Source organism: Methyloversatilis sp. RAC08 (genome assembly GCF_001713355.1).
Taxonomy (GTDB): domain Bacteria; phylum Pseudomonadota; class Gammaproteobacteria; order Burkholderiales; family Rhodocyclaceae; genus Methyloversatilis.
The window spans coordinates 2,966,934-2,984,600 of sequence record NZ_CP016448.1; the positions used below are offsets into that span (position 1 = coordinate 2,966,934).

Sequence of the window (17,667 nt, forward strand, 5' to 3'; positions counted from 1 at the left end):
GTCAGACGTTGGTGAGGCGCTGGTTGGCCAGCGCCAGCCGCTCGACGAGGATGCGCAGGAATGCGCGGTCGAAGCGGTGGCGGCAGGGTTCGGACGCGCGCTCCAGTGCGGCATTGGCCAGATGGATCACCACTGACTCGCACAGCGTCGACACATCGGCACCGCGCGTGCCGCGCTCCGGCGTCAACCAGGCCATCTCGCCGACGCATTCGCCGGCCGACAGTACGTTCAGCAGCTTGCGCGCCTTGGTCACCTTCACTTCACCCTCGGCAAGAATGAAGAAGCCGTCGGCCGCATCGCCCTCGCGCAACAGCATCTGGCCGCCCGCCACACGATGCCATTCGCCCAGCCGCACCACTTCCCACAGTTCGACATCGGTGAAATCGCGGAAGAAGGCGAGCCGGCGAAGCGAATTGAATTTTTCGCTGTCGGCGATACGGTTGTCGTGTTCGCGCAGTGACTCGCCGCGAAAGGCTTCGGCCAGATCGAAGGAAAAGGCGTCCCAGGTCGGGTAGCGGTCATCGAGCGACTTCTGCAACGCGCGCATCACGATGGCGTCGAGCGCCGCCGGCAGCTCGGGCCGCAGCGCCGAGGGAGGCACCGGCTCGGCGTGCGTGATCTGGTACATCATGCTGTAGTTGTTGCTGCCCTGGAAAGGCAGCTGGCCGGTCAGCAACTGGTACATCACCACGCCGAGCGAAAAGATGTCGGTCTGGTGGTTCAGTGGATGTTCCTTGATCTGCTGCGGACTCATGTAGGCAGGCGAGCCGACGCCCGACACCTGGGTTTCGCTTGCCGAGATCGACATCGCGGCGCCGAAGTCCGACACCTTCACATTGGTGCCCGGCTGGTGGTGACCATCGCTGCGCGGTTCTTCCACGCGCATGATGTTGGCCGGCTTCAGATCCCTATGGATGACCCCGAGCCGCCACGCGAAGTCGAGCGCGCGCGTGCATTTGAAGATCATTTCGAGCACATCGCCGATCGGCAGCAGCCGGTCCGGCCGGGTGTGCGGTTCCAGCGTGCCGCCCCGCACATATTCCATGACCAGATAGGCCGGATCGGCGTCAGCCACCGCGTCGTAGATCTGCACGATGTGCGGATGGGTGAGCTTGCCGGCCAGCGAGGCCTCGGCGATGAAGAACTTCTTCTGGAAACGTTCGGACTTGCCGCCTTCGCCTTCGGCCACACCGCGCGCGACGATCTTGATCGCCACGTCGCGGTTGCCGAACGGGTCGTGCGCGAGGAACACTTTCGAGGTCGCGCCTTCGCCGAGCAGGCGCTGGATGCGGTACTTGCCGAGCAGGTCCATGTCAGCGGCCAGCCTGGCAGGGGGCAAACAGGGGCCTGTGGTCGGCCATGACTCAGTCCGCCGCCAGCCTGGCGCGGGCGCGCACGATGGCGGCGCGCACCTGTTCCGGCGCCGTGCCGCCGATGTGATTGCGCGCCGACAGTGATCCTTCGACCGTCAGCACTGAATACACCGACGCATCGACCAGCGGCGAGAACGATTTCAGCTCGTCGAGCGACAGGTCTGACACGTCGCAGCCCTTCTGTTCGGCCAGACGCACCGCACGGGCCACCGCCTCGTGCGCGTCGCGGAAGGGCAGGCCGCGCTTGACCAGCCAGTCGGCGAGATCGGTCGCGGTCGCGAAACCCTGGCGCAAAGCGGCTCGCATCGCATCGGGCTTGACGCGGATGCCGGTCATCATGTCGGCGAAGATGGTGAGCGTGTCGCGCAGCGTGTCAGCGGTGTCGAACAGCGGCTCCTTGTCTTCCTGATTGTCCTTGTTGTAGGCCAGCGGCTGGCCTTTCATCAAGGTGAGCAGCCCGACCAGATGGCCGTTGACGCGGCCGGTCTTGCCACGCACCAGTTCCGGCACGTCGGGGTTCTTCTTCTGCGGCATGATCGACGAGCCGGTACAGAAGCGGTCGGCCAGATCGATGAAACCGACGCGCGGGCTCATCCACAGGATCAGTTCTTCCGACATGCGCGACAGGTGGATCATCACGAGCGCAGCTGCGGCGCAGAATTCGATCGCGAAATCGCGGTCGCTGACCGCGTCGAGTGAATTTTCGGTCACCGCCTCGAAACCCAGCTGTTCGGCGACGAAGTGCCGGTCGATCGGAAAGCTGGTGCCGGCCAGCGCGGCCGAACCCAGCGGCAGCCGGTTGGTGCGGCGGCGGCAGTCGATCAGGCGTTCGCGGTCGCGCTGCGCCATTTCGAAGTAGGCCAGCAGGTGGTGACCGAAGGTGACCGGCTGGGCCACCTGCAGGTGGGTGAAGCCGGGCATCGCGGTGTCGGTGTGCTGGGTGGCCAGATCGAGCAGCGCGCCCTGGAAATCAGTCAGGCGGTCGAGGATGACGTCGATCTCGTCGCGCAGCCACAGCCGGATGTCGGTCGCCACCTGGTCATTGCGGCTGCGACCGGTGTGCAGGCGCTTGCCGGCGTCGCCGACCAGTGCGGTCAGGCGTTTCTCTATGTTGAGGTGCACATCCTCGTCGTCGAGATTCCAGTCGAACTGCCCGTTCTCGATTTCCGTCTCGATCTGCGCCATGCCGCGCCGGATGTCGTCCAGATCGCCCTGCGCGATGATGCCCTGGCGCGCCAGCATGGCGGCGTGGGCCAGCGAGCCGCGGATGTCCTGCCGCCACATGCGGCGGTCAAAAAATACCGAAGCGGTGTAACGTTTCACCAGTTCGGACACCGGCTCTGAAAAACGGCCCGACCAGGCCTTGGTCGGCTCGGGCTGCGAAGGATGGCTCATGATGGCAACAGGTAGAAGAAACGCGATGGGAAGCGTCGGAAAAAGGACTGCAAGTATAGGCCACCGTGCAGTCTGCCCGTGGCGGAGCGCCGCTTGAGGCCGTCGCGCGCGCCCGACTGGCGCAACCTCGGCGTGGTCCTGCGCACCGTGCTGCTGGTCAACGCCCTGGCGGCATTGGCGCTGCTGGCGCGCAACCGCAGCTGGGATGCGCTGCTGCTCGACGCGATGGAAATGGCGGCGCGGGTTGAACCCGCGTTGTTCATGTCGCTGCTGCTGCTGTATCTGGCGGCGCCGCTGTTCGCCCGCCTGCCGGTGCGCGCCGGCTGGGCGCTCGTGGCGCTGTGCGCGCTGGTCTGCACATTCGTCGCCGAAGCGATGACCGGCTGGGCGATCGAGGACATGAAGGCCTGGCCGGTGCGCGAGGCGATGTGGGCGCTGCTCGCGTCGGCCGCGGCAATGGTCTATTTCACCGTGCAGGAGCGGGCGCTCGGCCCGGCCATCGCGCAGGCGCGTCTGATGGCGCTGTCGGCGCGCATCCGGCCGCACTTCCTTTTCAACAGCCTGAATGCCGTGCTCGGCATCATGCGCGAAGACCCGCGCCGGGCGGAGCGAGCGCTCGAAGAGCTGTCCGACCTGTTCCGCGTGCTGATGCGAGAAAACCGCGAACTGGTCACGCTGGGCGAGGAACTGGCGCTGTGCCGCCAGTACATGGCGCTGGAAAAACTGCGTCTGGGCGACCGGCTCGGCGTGCTGTGGCAGACCGACGGTTGCCCGCCGGACGCACGCGTGCCGCCGCTGATGCTGCAGCCGCTGCTCGAAAACGCGGTCTATCACGGCGTCGAGCCGATGGCTGGCAATGGCGAAGTCAGGGTCAGCGTGACGCGCAGCGGCAACGAAGTGGTGGTCGAGATCGACAATCCCGCGCCGCCGCGTGACGGCAGCATGTCGGCGCACGGCGGCGGCAATCGCATGGCGCTGGACAATATCCGCGAGCGGCTGATGCTGTTCTTCGACCTGGAAGCGCAACTGGATGCCGGCGAGCAGGACGGTCTGTACCGGGTGCGCATCCGCTTTCCGTATCGGGCGGCGGCATGACCGACCGGCCAGCCGAACTGCGCGTCTTCATCGCCGACGACGAGGCGCCGGCCCGCCTGCGTCTGCGCGCCCTATTGTCCGACATCGCACCCGAACTGCCCAATCGCGTGGTCGGCGAAGCCGCCAACGGGCATGAGGCGCTGGACGCGCTGCAGGCGCTGCCGCCGCACGATGCGGCCGATCTGGCGCTGGTCGACATCCGCATGCCCGGCATGGACGGCATCGAACTGGCCGCGCATCTCGGCCGCCTGCCGGTGCCACCGACGCTGGTGTTCTGTACCGCCTACGACCAGTACGCAGTGCGTGCCTTCGAACTGAATGCGGTCGATTACCTGCTCAAGCCGGTGCGCGCCGCCCGCCTGCTCGATGCGCTGCGCCGCGTGCCCGGCCGGGCTGTGCCGGCCGACGTCGTGCAGAGCCTGCTGCCTGGCGGCCGCCAGCACCTGTCGTGCAGCGAGCGCGGCCGCATCCTGCTGGTGCCCGTACGCGACGTGCTTTATCTGCGCGCGGAGCTCAAGTACGTCACCGCGCGCACCGCCGAGCGCGAATACCTGCTGGAGGAACCGTTGGCTGCACTTGAGCAGGAATTCGCCCGCCGTTTCGTGCGCATCCACCGCAGCTGCCTGGTCTCGCGCGACGCCATCGTCGGTTTCGAACAGGTCCGCGATGGCGCCGACGGCCACTGGGCGGTCGTGCTGAAAGGGCTGGACGAACGTCTGCCCGTCAGCCGCCGGCAGTGGGCGCAGGTCAAGGCGGAATTCGCGGAAACCGGGCGCGGCTAGGCTGCCGCAAATCCGGTCGATCTACCCGCTGTTGCGCAGCGCCGCAGCCACCCCGTTGATCGTCAAGTGGATCGACCGGCGCGTGCGCTCGTGGCGGTTGCCGCTGCGGAAACGGCGCAGCAGTTCGACCTGCAGGTGGTTCAGCGGCTCCATGTAGGGGAAGCGATTGCGGATCGAGCGGGCAAGCAGCGGATTGGTGGACAGCAGTTCCGGCGCGCCGGTGATCTGGCTCACCGCGTCCAGCGTGGCCTGCCACTCGGCGCGGATGCGCGAGAAAATCGCCGTGCGCAGCGCCTCGTCCTCGACCAGCTCGGCGTAGCGGCTGGCGATCGCGATGTCGGTCTTCGACAGCACCATGTCGATATTGGAAATCAGCGTCGCGAAGAAGGGCCACTCGTGCACGATGGCCTGCAGCCGCGCCAGACCGTCGGCGTGCTTGGCGCGATATTCGTTCACCGCGGTGCCGAAGCCGTACCAGCCGGGCAGCATGAGGCGGCACTGCGACCACGAAAACACCCATGGAATCGCGCGCAGGTCTTCGATCTTCTGGCCCTTCTTGCGCGAGGCCGGGCGCGAGCCGATGTTCAGCTCGGCGATTTCCGAAATGACCGTCGATTCCCAGAAGTACTTCTCGAAACCTTCGGTTTCGTACACCAGATTGCGGTAGGCCTTGAAGGCATAGCCTGACAGCTCTTCCATCGCGTCGGTGAATTCCGGCGGCGCATCGCCTTCGCGCTTGCCCAGCAGCGTCGCCTCGAAGGTGGCGGCGGCCAGCACTTCCAGGTTGCGGCGGCCGACATCCGGGTTGGAGTACTTTGACGCGATCACCTCGCCCTGTTCGGTGACGCGGATCTGGCCCTGCACCGCGCCGGCCGGCTGCGCAAGGATGGCCTGGAAGCTCGGCCCGCCACCCCGGCCGACCGAACCGCCGCGACCGTGGAACAGGCGCAGCCGCACGCCGTGCCGTTTGAACACCTGCACCAGCTTCGTTTCCGCCTTGTAAAGCTCCCAGCCCGAAGTCAGGAAGCCGCCGTCCTTGTTCGAATCGGAATAGCCCAGCATCACTTCCTGCGTCGTCGAGCGGGCGTCGAGCAGCACGCGCCAGATCGGGATGGTGAAGATGCGGTCCATCACGCGCGGTGCATTGCGCAGGTCGCCGATGGTTTCGAACAGCGGAATGATGTTCATCGCGGCGCGCCGCTCATGCACGTTCAGCAGCCCGACTTCCTTCAGGATGAGCGCCACTTCCAGCATGTCGGACACGCCGTCGGCCTTGGAAATGATGTAGTTCGGCAGCGCTTCCGGGCCGTACAGCGCATGCATCTGCGCCGCCGTGCGGGCGATCGCCAGCTCGCCCGCGGTCTCTTCCGAAAACTGCATGAAACTCGAAGTCAGCGGTCGCGGCGTGCCCAGCTCGTTGATCAATATCTCGATGCGCTGCTCTTCGCGCAGCTCGAGGTAGTTGTTGCACACGTGCGCGTTGGCCAGCAGTTCGGCGATCACGCGCTCATGCACATCGGAGTTCTGCCGCAGGTCGAGCGCAGCCAGATGGAAGCCGAACACGCGTGCCGCGTGGCGCAGGCGGCGCAACCGGCCGCGTGCGATCAGGCGCGACTTGTGGCCGATCAGCGAATCGTGGATCACGTCGAGGTCACGCACGAATTCGGCGGCGTTGCGATAGGGATCGGCGTCGCCGACCGCCTTCCACAGCGCCTCATGCTGGTCGAGCGTGCGCGCGGTGGCGGCCAGCCGGGCATAGATGCCGGCCAGCGCGCGCCGGTACAGTTCGTCCTCGCGGTGCGGCGACTTGTCCGGTGCAGTGGCGGCCAGCACGCGCAATTCGTCGCTGACGTTGTTCAGCATCATCGTCGAACACAGGTCGGTATCGAGGATGTGCACCTGCGTCAGGTAATAGTCGAGCGCGCGGGCCGACTGCACGCGCAGCGTCGAGCGCAGCACGTCGGCGGTGACGAAGGGGTTGCCGTCGCGGTCGCCGCCGATCCAGGAGCCCATGCGCAGAAAGCTGCCGATGACGCGCTTGTGCTCCGGAAAGGCCGCTTCGAGCTGGTCCTCGACCGCGTTGTAGACGCGCGGCAGTTCGCGCAGGAAGGTGTAGTCGTAGAAGGACAGCCCGTTGATCACCTCGTCGGCGACCGAAAGGCGGGTGCGCCTCAGCATGCGGGTCTGCCACAGCGAAGTGATGGTGCGCCGCACCGCTTCGTCGTGTTCGGCCAGCTCTTCCGGGGTCAGGCGGGTGCGGTCGCGCTCGTCGATCAGCCGGGCAATCTTCATTTCCTGGCTGAGGATGCTCTTGCGCTGCACCTCGGTCGGATGCGCGGTCAGCACCGGCACCACCAGCGCGTCGCGGAAGAAGCCGAGGATCTCTTCCGCCGGCACCTTGGCGTCGAGCGCCTTGCCCAGCGCATTGGCCAGCGTACCGGGCCGAGGTGCGTCGCCGGCGATGGCGTGCGCCCGGGCGCGCCGGATGTGATGCTGATCTTCCGCGATGTTGGCCAGATGCAGGAAGTAGCTGAAGGCGCGCACCACGATGATGGTGTCGTCGTCGCTCAGGCTGTTCAGCAGCTTGGCCAGTTCGGCGCGCGCTTCGAGGTCGTCATCGCGGCGGAAGCGCACGCACAGCTGGCGCACGTTCTCGATGATTTCGAACATGCGGCTGCCTTCCTGCTCGCGTACCACGTCGCCCAGCATGCGGCCGAGCAGGCGGATATCGTCGAACAGCGGCTGGTCCTTGTCGTGTGCGGCGCGTTCGTGCGTCGCAACGGGCGTCTGGGCCTGTTGATTCACGTGCAATCCTTCCAGAAGATCGGTCAGGTCGGGAACAACGCTGCCGGCCGGCATTGGCGGGGCAGTGCGTTCCATTCAGGGCTGCTAGAATCCGAGGCCGTTTCGCGCGCTGTCTGCAGGAGCCGGTGGGGCTCCTGATCACGCCGGCGCGCGGTGTGTTCACCTCACGCCCCCTTATCCCTCATGGACTACCCGGCCGGCCTGGAGAACGTGGTTTCGGATCTGTCGAACCCCGTCCCGCAGCATGAAACCCAAGCTTACCCGAAGCCCGCGCGCATCGTGATTGCGTCACGCGAATCGCGGCTCGCGATGTGGCAGGCGGAACACGTGCGTGACAGATTGTCCGCCCTGTATCCCGGCACCCAGGTCGACATCCTGGGCATGACCACACGGGGCGACCAGATTCTCGATCGTCCGCTGGCCAAGGTCGGTGGCAAGGGCCTGTTCGTCAAGGAGCTCGAAGCCGCCTTGCTCGAAGGCCGCGCCGATCTGGCGGTGCATTCGATGAAGGACGTGCCGATGACACTGGCCGACGAATTCGCACTGGTGGCGACGCTGGAGCGCGAAACGCCTCAGGACGCCTTCGTGTCGTCGCGTTACGCCAATCTGGGCGAGCTGCCGCCGGGCGCCGTGGTCGGTACCTCCAGCCTGCGTCGCGAGGCGCAGCTGCGTGCTCACTTTCCCTACCTTGCGGTGACCAGCCTGCGCGGCAATCTCGATACCCGGCTGCGCAAGCTCGACGAAGGCCAGTACGACGCGATCATTCTTGCCGCTGCCGGGTTGAAGCGGCTCGGCCTCGGCGATCGCATCCGCGCGACCATTCCGGTCGAGCTGTCGCTGCCGGCAGCGGGCCAGGGCGCGCTCGGCATCGAGGCGCTGTCGTCGCGGCCGGAAGTGGCTGCCTGGCTGGCACCGCTGGTATGCGGACCGTCGCAGGCTTGCGTGCGTGCCGAACGATCGGTGTCGCGCGCACTGGCCGGGTCCTGCGAAGTGCCGCTTGCGGCGTATTGCGTGGTCGATGGCGGCGCGCTGTGGCTGCGCGCCCGGGTGGCCCTGCCGGATGGCACGCGCATCGCCGCCGCCGAAGTGCGCGGCAACATCGCCCAGCCGGACGAACTGGCTGCCGAATGCGTGGCGCTGCTGCGTGCCGACGGCGCGCAGGACATCCTCGACGCCCTGGACACTCGATGACCGGGGCAGGCAGCGCGCTGGCCGGACGCCGTGTGCTGGTCACCCGCCCGCGCGCCCAGGCGGCTGCGCTGGGCGAGGCGATCCGCGCAGCCGGCGGTGAGCCGCTGCTGCTGCCGCTGATCGACATCGAACCGCTGGACGATGTGCAGGCGGTCGCCGACGCCGCCGGTCAGCTCGACACGCTCGCGCTGGCCATCTTCGTCAGCGCGAACGCGGTGGCGCATGCGCTCGACGTGATGCTGCCGCTGCACCCGTGGCCGGCGGCGCTGCCCGCTGCCACCGTGGGCGAGCAGTCGGCGCAGGCGCTGCGCGCGCGCGGCATAGTTCGGGTCATCGTGCCGCACGGCCGCTCCGACTCCGAGGCGCTGCTGGCGTTGCCGGAGTTGTCGGCCGCCGCACTGTCGGGCCGCCAGGTGCTGATTTTCCGCGGCGACGGCGGTCGCGAACTGCTCGGCGACACGCTGCGCGAACGCGGCGCATCGGTTGACCACGTCACCTGTTACCGTCGACGTGCGCCGACCGAAGGCGCCGGCATGCTGCACGAAGCGGTGATGGCCGGCCGGCTGCATGCATTGACCCTCACCTCGTCCGAATCGGTGCGCAATCTGCGTGCGCTCGCGACACCGGATTGTTTCGCGCGGCTGTGCGGCCTGCCGCTGTTCGTACCGCACGCGCGCATCGCGGAACATGCAGTGGAGCAGGGTTTCACGCGGGTGATCGAAACTGCCGCCAGCGACGCCGGCCTGATGGCCGGCCTGACCGATTACTTTTCGCAGCACGTCTCCACCGAATCGACATGACAGACCCCTCCCCGAATTCAGCAGTACCTATGCCACCCGCAGCGAACCCGGGCCGGATCGACGTCCCGGCCGCGCCCGCAACCCGCCTGCCTGGCTGGCTGCTGCCGGTTGTCGTGTTCGTGCTGATCGTGTTCGGCCTGCTCAGTTTCTTCATGATGCAGCGCATGCGCGTGCTCGAAGCCGAACTGAACAAGCGGGTGGCGGCAGTGGGTGCGCAGGCGGTTGAAGCGAGCCGCGCGAACGAACAGGGTGCCGAAGGCATGGCCAGCCATGGCGAGCGCCTGGGCAGCCAGGAAGCGCAACTGTCCGAACTGCGCGCGCGCATCGACGCCTACGAGTTTCTGGCGGACGATCTGGTGCGCACCTACGACGAGCGCGCACTGGCCGAGGTCGAGCATGCGCTGGTGCTCGGCCAGCAGCAGCTGCAGCTGGCTGGCGACGCCAAACTGGCGCTCAAGGCGCTCTCCAACGCCGAGGCCCAGCTGGCGCGCAGCGACACCGGCCGCTATCTGCCGCTGCGGCGCGCCATGGCCAATGACATGGAGCGCCTGCGCCGCGCGCCGATGGCCGATCTGGCCGGACAGGCGCTGCGCATCGACAGCTTGCTGGCGGCCATCGACACGCTGCCGCTGGCGTTCGAGCGTTCCCCCTCGGAAGCGCCTGCGCCGCCAGCTGCTTCGGCGGCCGACCAGACCTTCTTCGATCGCTTGCTGCAGGACATCTGGGGCGAGTTCCGCCAGCTGGTCCGGGTCGAGCGACTGGATCGCCCGGATCCGGTGCTGCTGGCGCCCTCCCACAGTTTTTTCCTGCGCGAGAACCTGAAGCTGCGCCTGGTCAATGCGCGCATTGCGCTGCTGCAGCGCAACGGCGTGATCTGGCGCGAAGACATCCGTCTGGCCGGCGAGTGGGTGGAGCGCTACTTCGACACCCGCGCGCGCGCCACCGAAAACGCATTGACCACATTGCGCCAGCTCGGCATGGTCGATCCTGGTGAGGCGCTGCCCGATCTGAACGAATCGATGAGCGCGCTGGCGCAGCTGAAGGCCAGCCGTCAGCGCGTGCCGGTCGTGCGCGAGGGGGCGAACTGATGGTGCGCCTGCTGCTCTGGCTGCTCGGCCTGTGTGTGCTGGCGGTCGGCCTGGTGATCGCGGCACGCGAGAACGACGGCTTCGTGCTGCTGCAGTGGTCGCCCTGGCGCATCGAGCTGTCGCTGAATTTCTTCATCGTCGTGCTGCTGCTTGGCGTCGCTGCGCTGTACAGCCTGTTCCATTTCATCGACGCCCTGCTGCGCATGCCGGCGCGCGCGCGCCGCTACCGCCTGCGACAGCGGCGTCAGCGTGCGGTCACCGCGCTGCGCGATTCGGCTCGGCTGTATTTCGAAGGTCGTTACGGACAGGCGCAGCGCAGTGCCAAGGTGGCGGTAGAAGGCGGCGAGTCACCCGGACTGGCTGCCCTGATCGGCGCCCGCGCGGCGCATGAAATGCGTGAATCCGATCAGGTCGACGCCTGGTTGGCTCAGGCGTCGCAGCACGAGGATCTGCGCACCGCCCGCCTGATGACCGAAGCGGGCATCCTGACTGACCGACGCGATTTCGCCGACGCGCTCACCCGTATCGACGCGCTGCAATCCGGCGGTCAGCGCCATGTGGCGGCGCTGCGTCTGGCGATGCGCGCGCGCCGTGGTCTGGGCGACTGGGTCGGCCTGCTGCGCGTGGTACGCCTGCTCCAGAAGCATCGTGCGCTGACGCCGGAGCAGGCCGCGCCGGTGCGCCGGCAGGCGCACATGGGCGCGCTGCGCGACGCCGATCCGTCTGATCTCGACGCCTACTGGCGCGATCTGCCCGCGCTTGAGCGTGAGGATGCGCAGGTGGTACGCGCCATGTGCGAAGCGCTGATCGCCGATGGTCAGCAAGCGCAGGCGCGCAAGCTGATCGAGGCGCAGCTCGACCGCGAATGGGATTCCGCACTGGTCGTGCTGTACGCCGAAACCGACGGCAGCGATGTGCAGGCCCGCATCGGTCGCGCCGAAGCCTGGTTGCGCGTGCATCCGGGTGATGCCGGCCTGCTGCTCGCTCTGGGCCGCCTGTGCCGCACGCAGCAGCTGTGGGGCAAGGCACAGAGCTATCTCGAAGCGGCACTGGCCGTGCAGCCGACGCGCGGCGTGCATGTCGAACTGGCGCTGCTGCACGAACATCTCGACCGCGGCGAGGATGCGCGCAGCCATTTCCGCTCGGCGGCGCTGATGGGTTGAACCGTCATGCCATCTGGCATGATTCGGTCATTCCGCTTTTTGCCCATCCATCATGAACAATCCGTTCGAACACGCCCCGGCCGAAACGGCCGGCGGCAATCCCTTCGCCGCCGGCGCGCCGGCGCTGCAGCGCGAGCCGATCGCGTTTTCCGGCCGCGGTGGCGAGTACTTCGGCATCTGGATCGTCAATCTGGTGCTGACGCTGCTCACGCTCGGCATCTATTCGGCCTGGGCCAAGGTCAGGCGGCTGCAGTATTTCTACCGCCACACGACGCTCGGCGGGGCGGCCTTCGATTATCACGGCGATCCGCGTGCCATCCTCAAGGGTCGGGTCATCGGCTTCGTGCTGCTGCTGGCCTACAACGTGTCGTTCCAGTTTTCCATCATCGCCGGCATCGCGGTCGCGGTTGCGCTGGCGGCTGTCATGCCGGCACTGCTGATGCGTTCGCTGCGCTTCCGGGCGCATTACTCCAGCTGGCGCGGCCTTCGTTTCGGTTTCGACGGCGGTACCGGTGGCGCCTATTCGGTCTTTTTGAAGTGGCCGATCTTCAGCGTGCTGACGCTGTATCTGCTGGGGCCGATGTGGCACCAGCGCATGAAGGCCTACCAGTTCAACCATGCGCGCTTCGGCAGCGCACGCTTCGCCATCGACGCGCCGGTGGGCGCCTACTACCGCATCTATGGCGCGGCGATCGCGGTCGTGCTCGCTGGAATGGCGGCCATCGGTGCGCTGCTCGGGACGCTGGCCGACGGCAATCCGGCGGTATTCGCACTGGCGCCGCTGCTGTTCATCCTGCTTCTGCTGTTCGTCCAGCCCTATCTGTCGGCGCGCCTGCAGAACCTGGTGTGGAACCACATGCAGCTCGACGGTCACCGCTTCGAGTCGACGGTCAGTGCGCGCCGGCTGTACGTGATCATGCTGACCAACCTGATCGGCGTCGTGTGCACGCTGGGCCTTTTCCTGCCGTTCGCGGCCATCCGGCTGGCGCGCTACCGGCTGCAGAGCGTCACGATGCTGTGCGCCGGTCCGCTCGATGATTTCATTGCCGGCCAGGCGCAGGATGCCGCGGCCACCGGCGAGGAAGCCGCGGACCTGTTCGATGTCGACATCGCCCTCTGATCCGGCGACCGGCGTCGCCGGGCTGTATTTCGACGGCCGCAGCGCGCGGGCGCACATCGTCACGCTGGGCGTGACCGATGGCGTGCTGCATGTCGAGGGCGATCAGGTGTCGCGCAGAGAGCCGCTGCCCGCACTGCGCGTGTCCGAGCCGATGGGCGATGCCGCGCGTCTGATCAGCTTTGCCGACGGCGCCCACCTGGAAGTGCGCGATCACGCCGAACTGGCGCGCCTGCTCGCGGCCACCGGCCATCGCGATGCAGCAGTCGTGCGCTGGGCATTCCAGCCGCGCATGGTGGTGGTCATGCTGTCGGCGTTGCTGCTGTCGGTCTGGCTCATCCTGCAGTACGGACTGCCCTGGGGGGCTCGCGCCGCCGCGCCGCTGATACCCGACAGCGCGCTGACCGCGCTGTCGGCGCGCACGCTCGAATGGCTGGACCAGGCGCTGACCCGTCCGACGACCTTGCCATCGGCGCGCCAGCAGGCGCTGCGCGAGGCGCTCTCGGCGGTGGCGTCGGTCGATGGTCGGCCCATCGCGCATACGCTGCTGTTCCGCAGCGGCGGGCAACTGGGCGCCAATGCGTTTGCGCTGCCCGACGGCACGCTCATCGTCACCGACGAACTGGTTGCGCTGGCCGGGGCTGACGCACCGGTGCTGGCCGTGCTGACGCACGAACTGGGGCATGTGCAGCAGCGCCACGGCGTGCGCATGCTGTTGCAGGGCTCGGCGACCGCACTGTTCATGGCCTGGTATCTGGGCGACATCAGCAGTCTGCTGGCCACCGCTCCGACGGCGCTGGTACAGGCGGGCTATTCGCGTGACATGGAACGCGAGGCCGACGATTTTGCCGTGAAACTGCTGCTTGCCCGCGGACAGTCGCCCGAATTGCTGGCCGGTATGCTGGAGAAGCTGGCCGCTTCACACGGCGAGGGCCTGGCGAGCCGTTCCGGGCCGATGGGCTGGTTGTCCAGCCATCCGGATACCGCCGAACGCATCGCGCGGCTGCGCGGCAAGGACTTTATCATCCATTGACCCTGATCAATGTGGGGTTTCTGGCTTCGCGGATACTGCGTCAAACACATGCAGTTTCAATTCCCCGGAGCAGAAAATGAAGGCAATCAAGTGGATGGGCGTGGCAGCACTGGCAGCAGTGGCGGGTGTCGCACAGGCAGCTGAAGAGGGCGACTGGATGGTGCGCGTGCGCGCACTGCACATGAATGTCGACAACGGCAATTCCGGTGGTCTCGGCCTGCCGATCGACGTCGAAGCGGAAAACAAGACCTTTCCGGAAGTCGACATCACCTATTTCTTCACGCCGAACATCGCGGCCGAGCTGATTCTGACGTATCCGCAGAAGCACGACGTCGAACTCGGCGGCACCGGCATCGGTTCGGTCAAGCATCTGCCGCCGACGCTGACGCTGCAGTACCACTTCAATCCGACCGGGACCATCCGTCCCTACGTCGGTCTGGGTGCGAACTACACGCGCTTCTCCAGCGTCGATCTGGATGCGGGCACCGTGCTCGGCGGCAGCGTGCCGCTGCGCATCGACCGCAGCAGCTTCGGCTTCGCGGCACAGATCGGCGTGGATTACCAGATCGCGCCGAAGTGGTTCCTGAATCTCGACGTGAAGTACGTGACCATCGATACCGACATCTTCGTCAAGGGTGCCGGTACCAAGGTAACCAAGCTGGACATCGATCCCATCCTGATCGGCGTCGGTGTCGGTTACCGGTTCTGAGTAGCACTGCCTGACTGCCTGCCCGGGGCCACAAGCGCCGGGCAGAGCGGGCGGGTGCAGGGTCTTTCGACCATGCGTCGTCGCTTACGGTGCATGGTCGAAAGACCCTGAAGAGTTCTTCCTGTGGTCCCGGTTCGGGCGCCTTGCGAGGTGCCCGTTTTTTTTGGGCGCTGCACGGCAGTCAGTCAGCATGGCGCGGGTCGGCCTGTGAGAGCGGCCTGTGGGAGCGGCGGCCTCGCCGCGATTCTCACTTCGATCAGCGACCATCGCCGCACGATCGCGGCGAGGCCGCCGCTCCCACAAACCCCTGCAACATCCACGGGCCGCTTTGCACAGTGGCCCGGTTCCGCAGGCGGCGAGCCGTGCTTGCCGAATTTGCTTGTTGAACGGAGGCTGGCTTTGTACAGCCAGCCCGTTCGGCAGGCGCAGCGCATGCGCTGCGAAACCCCTGCCTCACCCCTGCTACATCCACGGGCCGCTTTGCACAGCGGCCCGGTTCCGCGGGCGGCAAGCAGTGCTTGCCGAATTTGCTTGTTGAACGGAGGCTGGCTTTGTACAGCCAGCCCGTTCGGCAGGCGCAGCGCATGCGCTGCGAAACCCCTGCCTCACCCCTGCTACATCCACGGGCCGCTTTGCACAGCGGCCCGGTTCCGCAGGCGGCGAGCCGTGCTTGCCGAATTTGCTTGTTGAACGGAGGCTGGCTTTGTACAGCCAGCCCGTTCGGCAGGCGCAGCGCATGCGCTGCGAAACCCCTGCCTCACCCCTGCTACATCCACGGGCCGCTTTGCACAGCGGCCCGGTTCCGCGGGCGGCAAGCAGTGCTTGCCGAATTTGCTTGTTGAACGGAGGCTGGCTTTGCACAGCCAGCCCGTTCGGCAGGTGCAGCGCATGCGCTGCGAAACCCCTGCCTCACCCCCGCTACACCCATTCCCTGGGGGGCAGGAAGTCGCTGTAGAGCTTTGCTTCCGGCGAGCCCGGTTCCGGGTGCCAGTCGTAGCGCCACTTCACGATCGGCGGCATCGACATCAGGATGGATTCGGTGCGGCCGCCCGATTGCAGGCCGAACAGCGTGCCGCGGTCGAATACCAGGTTGAATTCGACATAGCGGCCGCGCCGGTAGGCCTGGAAATCGCGCTCGCGTTCGCCGTACGGCAGGTCGCGCCGGCGCTCGACGATGGGCAGATAGGCGGCGAGGAAAGCGTCGCCAATAGCCTGCGTGATGCCCCATGCGTGGTCGAAGCTGACTTCGCCGTCGGCACCGAGGTCGTCGAAGAACACGCCGCCGATGCCGCGCGCTTCCTTGCGGTGCTTCAGGTGGAAGTACTCGTCGCACCACTGCTTGTAGCGCGCATGGGTGTCGGCGCCGAACGGGGCCAGTGCGTCGCGGCAGGTGCGGTGGAAATGTGCGGCGTCTTCTTCGAAGCCGTAATAGGGCGTCAGGTCCATGCCGCCACCGAACCACGACACCGCATCGCCGGACGGCGGCTGCGCGGTGAAGAAGCGCACGTTCAGGTGCACCGTCGGAATGTAGGGATTGCGCGGGTGCAGCACCAGCGACACGCCCATCGCCTCGAACGAGGCGCCAGCCAGTTCCGGCCGGTTGGCCGAAGCTGACGGCGGCAGGTTGGGGCCGCGCACATGCGAAAAATTGCAGCCGCCGCGCTCGAAGACATTGCCTTCTTCGACCAGCCGCGTCCGCCCGTCGCCCTGCAGGCGCTCTTCCGGGCCACGCACCCAGCCGTCGGTGATGAAGGGCTTGCCGTCGGCCGCCTGCAGACCGTCGATGATGCGGTCCTGCAGTGCGAGCAGCCAGCTGCGTACCTCGTCTGCCCGCGCGCTCATCGCCGTGCCGCCCGATAGCCGATGTCGCGGCGGAACTGCATGCCGGCGAACTGCACCTTGTCGCACAGCAGATAGGCGGCACGCTGCGCCTGCTTCACCGTGTCACCCAGTGTGGTCACGCACAGCACGCGGCCGCCGGCGGTCACGACCTGACCGTCCTGCGCCGCCGTACCCGCGTGAAAGACATGGCTTTCCGCCGTGTCCGGCGGCAATCCGCCGATGGCGTCACCCTTGCGCGGGGCATCCGGGTAGCCGGCCGAGGCCATGACCACGCCGAGGGCGACGCGGCGGTCCCAGTCGGTGTGCGCTTCGGACAGGCGGTTTTCCAGCGCGGCTTCCATCAGATCGACCAGGTCGGTCTTCAGCCGCATCATGATGGGCTGGGTTTCCGGGTCGCCCATGCGACAGTTGAATTCAAGCACCTTGACGTCTCCATCCGGTGAAATCATCAGGCCGGCATACAGGAAGCCGGTGAAAGGCAGTCCATCCAGCGCCATGCCGGTCAGTACCGGCTGGATCACCTCGCGCATCACGCGGGCGTGGATTTCCGGCGTGACCACTGGCGCCGGCGAGTAGGCGCCCATGCCGCCGGTATTCGGGCCGGCATCGCCATCGAGCAGCCGCTTGTGGTCCTGGCTGGTGGCCAGCGGCAGCGCGGTCACGCCGTCGCACATGGCGATGAAGCTGGCTTCTTCGCCCTGCAGGAATTCCTCGATGACGACGCGTGACCGGCCGCTTTCGTTGTCGGCGAGCATCATGCCGATGGCGCCGTGCGCCTCGGTCAGCGTCATCGCCACCACGACGCCCTTGCCGGCCGCAAGCCCGTCGGCCTTGATGACGATGGGCGCGCCCATCGCATCGACATAGGCATGCGCGGCCGCCGCGTCGGTGAAGGTTTCGTAGCGCGCGGTGGGAATGCTGGCGCGGACCATGAACTGCTTGGCGAAGTCCTTCGAACTTTCGAGCTGGGCTGCCTTGCGGGTCGGGCCGAAGATCTTCAGGCCGCGCACACGGAAACAGTCAACCACGCCGGCCGCCAGCGCCGCTTCCGGGCCGACCACGGTGAAGGCGATGTTTTCGCCTTCGACGAAGTTGATCAGTTCGGTGAAGTCGGTGATCGGCAGATTTTCCAGACCGGGTTCGACTGCCGTGCCGGCGTTGCCGGGCGCCACATAGACCTTCTGCACGCGCGGACTTTGCGACAGCTTCCAGGCTATCGCGTGTTCGCGTCCGCCTGAACCGATGACCAGCAGCTTCATGATGAATCCTTGAAA

General features: G+C 66.8%; 14 protein-coding genes. 9 read left to right on the forward strand and 5 right to left on the reverse strand.

Features of this window, described 5'->3' with window-relative positions:
* Position 1 precedes the first annotated feature (1 nt).
* Positions 2-1,312: a protein kinase domain-containing protein gene (locus BSY238_RS13645; RefSeq protein ID WP_069039621.1), complete on the reverse strand. Its 1,311-nt coding sequence runs from the start codon at positions 1,310-1,312 to the stop codon at positions 2-4.
* 52 nt (positions 1,313-1,364) lie between these two features.
* On the reverse strand, positions 1,365-2,768 hold the full coding sequence (gene argH / locus BSY238_RS13650) for an argininosuccinate lyase (RefSeq protein ID WP_069039622.1): 1,404 nt from the start codon (positions 2,766-2,768) through the stop codon (positions 1,365-1,367).
* A 93-nt stretch (positions 2,769-2,861) separates the two neighbouring features.
* Here argH and BSY238_RS13655 point away from each other — a divergent pair, with 93 nt between their 5' ends.
* Together BSY238_RS13655 and BSY238_RS13660 are read left to right on the forward strand one after the other, a co-directional pair.
* Positions 2,862-3,863, forward strand: a complete 1,002-nt coding sequence (locus tag BSY238_RS13655) for a sensor histidine kinase (protein WP_083224155.1) — start codon at positions 2,862-2,864, stop codon at positions 3,861-3,863.
* Positions 3,860-4,645: a LytR/AlgR family response regulator transcription factor gene (locus BSY238_RS13660; protein ID WP_069039624.1), complete on the forward strand. Its 786-nt coding sequence runs from the start codon at positions 3,860-3,862 to the stop codon at positions 4,643-4,645. The genes BSY238_RS13655 and BSY238_RS13660 overlap by 4 nt, the downstream gene beginning before the upstream one ends.
* 21 nt (positions 4,646-4,666) lie before the next feature.
* Here the strand turns inward: BSY238_RS13660 and ppc are convergent, their stop codons facing one another.
* Positions 4,667-7,450 carry a phosphoenolpyruvate carboxylase gene (gene ppc / locus BSY238_RS13665; RefSeq protein WP_069040691.1) on the reverse strand — a complete coding sequence of 928 codons (2,784 nt, stop codon included), beginning with the start codon at positions 7,448-7,450 and terminating at the stop codon, positions 4,667-4,669.
* A gap of 183 nt (positions 7,451-7,633) precedes the next feature.
* Here ppc and hemC point away from each other — a divergent pair, with 183 nt between their 5' ends.
* From hemC to BSY238_RS13700, 7 genes are all read left to right on the forward strand, one after another.
* On the forward strand, positions 7,634-8,641 hold the full coding sequence (gene hemC / locus BSY238_RS13670) for a hydroxymethylbilane synthase (RefSeq protein WP_069039625.1): 1,008 nt from the start codon (positions 7,634-7,636) through the stop codon (positions 8,639-8,641).
* Positions 8,638-9,441, forward strand: a complete 804-nt coding sequence (locus BSY238_RS13675; RefSeq protein ID WP_069039626.1) for a uroporphyrinogen-III synthase — start codon at positions 8,638-8,640, stop codon at positions 9,439-9,441. The genes hemC and BSY238_RS13675 overlap by 4 nt, the downstream gene beginning before the upstream one ends.
* A 29-nt stretch (positions 9,442-9,470) precedes the next feature.
* On the forward strand, positions 9,471-10,529 hold the full coding sequence (locus tag BSY238_RS13680; protein ID WP_223300140.1) for a uroporphyrinogen-III C-methyltransferase: 1,059 nt from the start codon (positions 9,471-9,473) through the stop codon (positions 10,527-10,529).
* Positions 10,529-11,692 carry a heme biosynthesis HemY N-terminal domain-containing protein gene (locus BSY238_RS13685; protein ID WP_069039628.1) on the forward strand — a complete coding sequence of 388 codons (1,164 nt, stop codon included), beginning with the start codon at positions 10,529-10,531 and terminating at the stop codon, positions 11,690-11,692. The genes BSY238_RS13680 and BSY238_RS13685 overlap by 1 nt, the downstream gene beginning before the upstream one ends.
* A gap of 52 nt (positions 11,693-11,744) precedes the next feature.
* Positions 11,745-12,812 (forward strand): YjgN family protein, encoded by a 1,068-nt coding sequence (locus tag BSY238_RS13690; RefSeq protein WP_069039629.1) that lies wholly within the window; start codon positions 11,745-11,747, stop codon positions 12,810-12,812.
* Positions 12,793-13,842: a M48 family metallopeptidase gene (locus BSY238_RS13695; protein WP_069039630.1), complete on the forward strand. Its 1,050-nt coding sequence runs from the start codon at positions 12,793-12,795 to the stop codon at positions 13,840-13,842. The genes BSY238_RS13690 and BSY238_RS13695 overlap by 20 nt, the downstream gene beginning before the upstream one ends.
* A 76-nt stretch (positions 13,843-13,918) precedes the next feature.
* On the forward strand, positions 13,919-14,551 hold the full coding sequence (locus tag BSY238_RS13700) for an OmpW/AlkL family protein (RefSeq protein ID WP_069039631.1): 633 nt from the start codon (positions 13,919-13,921) through the stop codon (positions 14,549-14,551).
* Between the two features lie 918 nt (positions 14,552-15,469).
* Here BSY238_RS13700 and hemF read toward each other — a convergent pair.
* Positions 15,470-16,393 (reverse strand): oxygen-dependent coproporphyrinogen oxidase, encoded by a 924-nt coding sequence (gene hemF, locus BSY238_RS13705; protein ID WP_069039632.1) that lies wholly within the window; start codon positions 16,391-16,393, stop codon positions 15,470-15,472.
* A complete protein-coding gene (gene purD, locus BSY238_RS13710; protein ID WP_069039633.1) occupies positions 16,390-17,652 on the reverse strand; it encodes a phosphoribosylamine--glycine ligase in 1,263 nt (420 codons plus the stop codon). The genes hemF and purD overlap by 4 nt, the downstream gene beginning before the upstream one ends.
* Between the last annotated feature and the right edge of the window lie 15 nt (positions 17,653-17,667).

Excerpts from the sequence above, each read along its gene's own strand:
- BSY238_RS13645 (WP_069039621.1), bottom strand. The coding sequence starts at position 1,312 with ATGGACCTGCTCGGCAAGTACCGCATCCAGCGCCTGCTCGGCGAAGGC.
- argH (WP_069039622.1), bottom strand. The coding sequence starts at position 2,768 with ATGAGCCATCCTTCGCAGCCCGAGCCGACCAAGGCCTGGTCGGGCCGT.
- BSY238_RS13660 (WP_069039624.1), top strand. The coding sequence starts at position 3,860 with ATGACCGACCGGCCAGCCGAACTGCGCGTCTTCATCGCCGACGACGAG.
- hemC (WP_069039625.1), top strand. The coding sequence starts at position 7,634 with ATGGACTACCCGGCCGGCCTGGAGAACGTGGTTTCGGATCTGTCGAAC.
- BSY238_RS13675 (WP_069039626.1), top strand. The coding sequence starts at position 8,638 with ATGACCGGGGCAGGCAGCGCGCTGGCCGGACGCCGTGTGCTGGTCACC.
- BSY238_RS13680 (WP_223300140.1), top strand. The coding sequence starts at position 9,471 with ATGCCACCCGCAGCGAACCCGGGCCGGATCGACGTCCCGGCCGCGCCC.
- BSY238_RS13685 (WP_069039628.1), top strand. The coding sequence starts at position 10,529 with ATGGTGCGCCTGCTGCTCTGGCTGCTCGGCCTGTGTGTGCTGGCGGTC.
- BSY238_RS13690 (WP_069039629.1), top strand. The coding sequence starts at position 11,745 with ATGAACAATCCGTTCGAACACGCCCCGGCCGAAACGGCCGGCGGCAAT.
- BSY238_RS13695 (WP_069039630.1), top strand. The coding sequence starts at position 12,793 with ATGTCGACATCGCCCTCTGATCCGGCGACCGGCGTCGCCGGGCTGTAT.
- BSY238_RS13700 (WP_069039631.1), top strand. The coding sequence starts at position 13,919 with ATGAAGGCAATCAAGTGGATGGGCGTGGCAGCACTGGCAGCAGTGGCG.
- hemF (WP_069039632.1), bottom strand. The coding sequence starts at position 16,393 with ATGAGCGCGCGGGCAGACGAGGTACGCAGCTGGCTGCTCGCACTGCAG.
- purD (WP_069039633.1), bottom strand. The coding sequence starts at position 17,652 with ATGAAGCTGCTGGTCATCGGTTCAGGCGGACGCGAACACGCGATAGCC.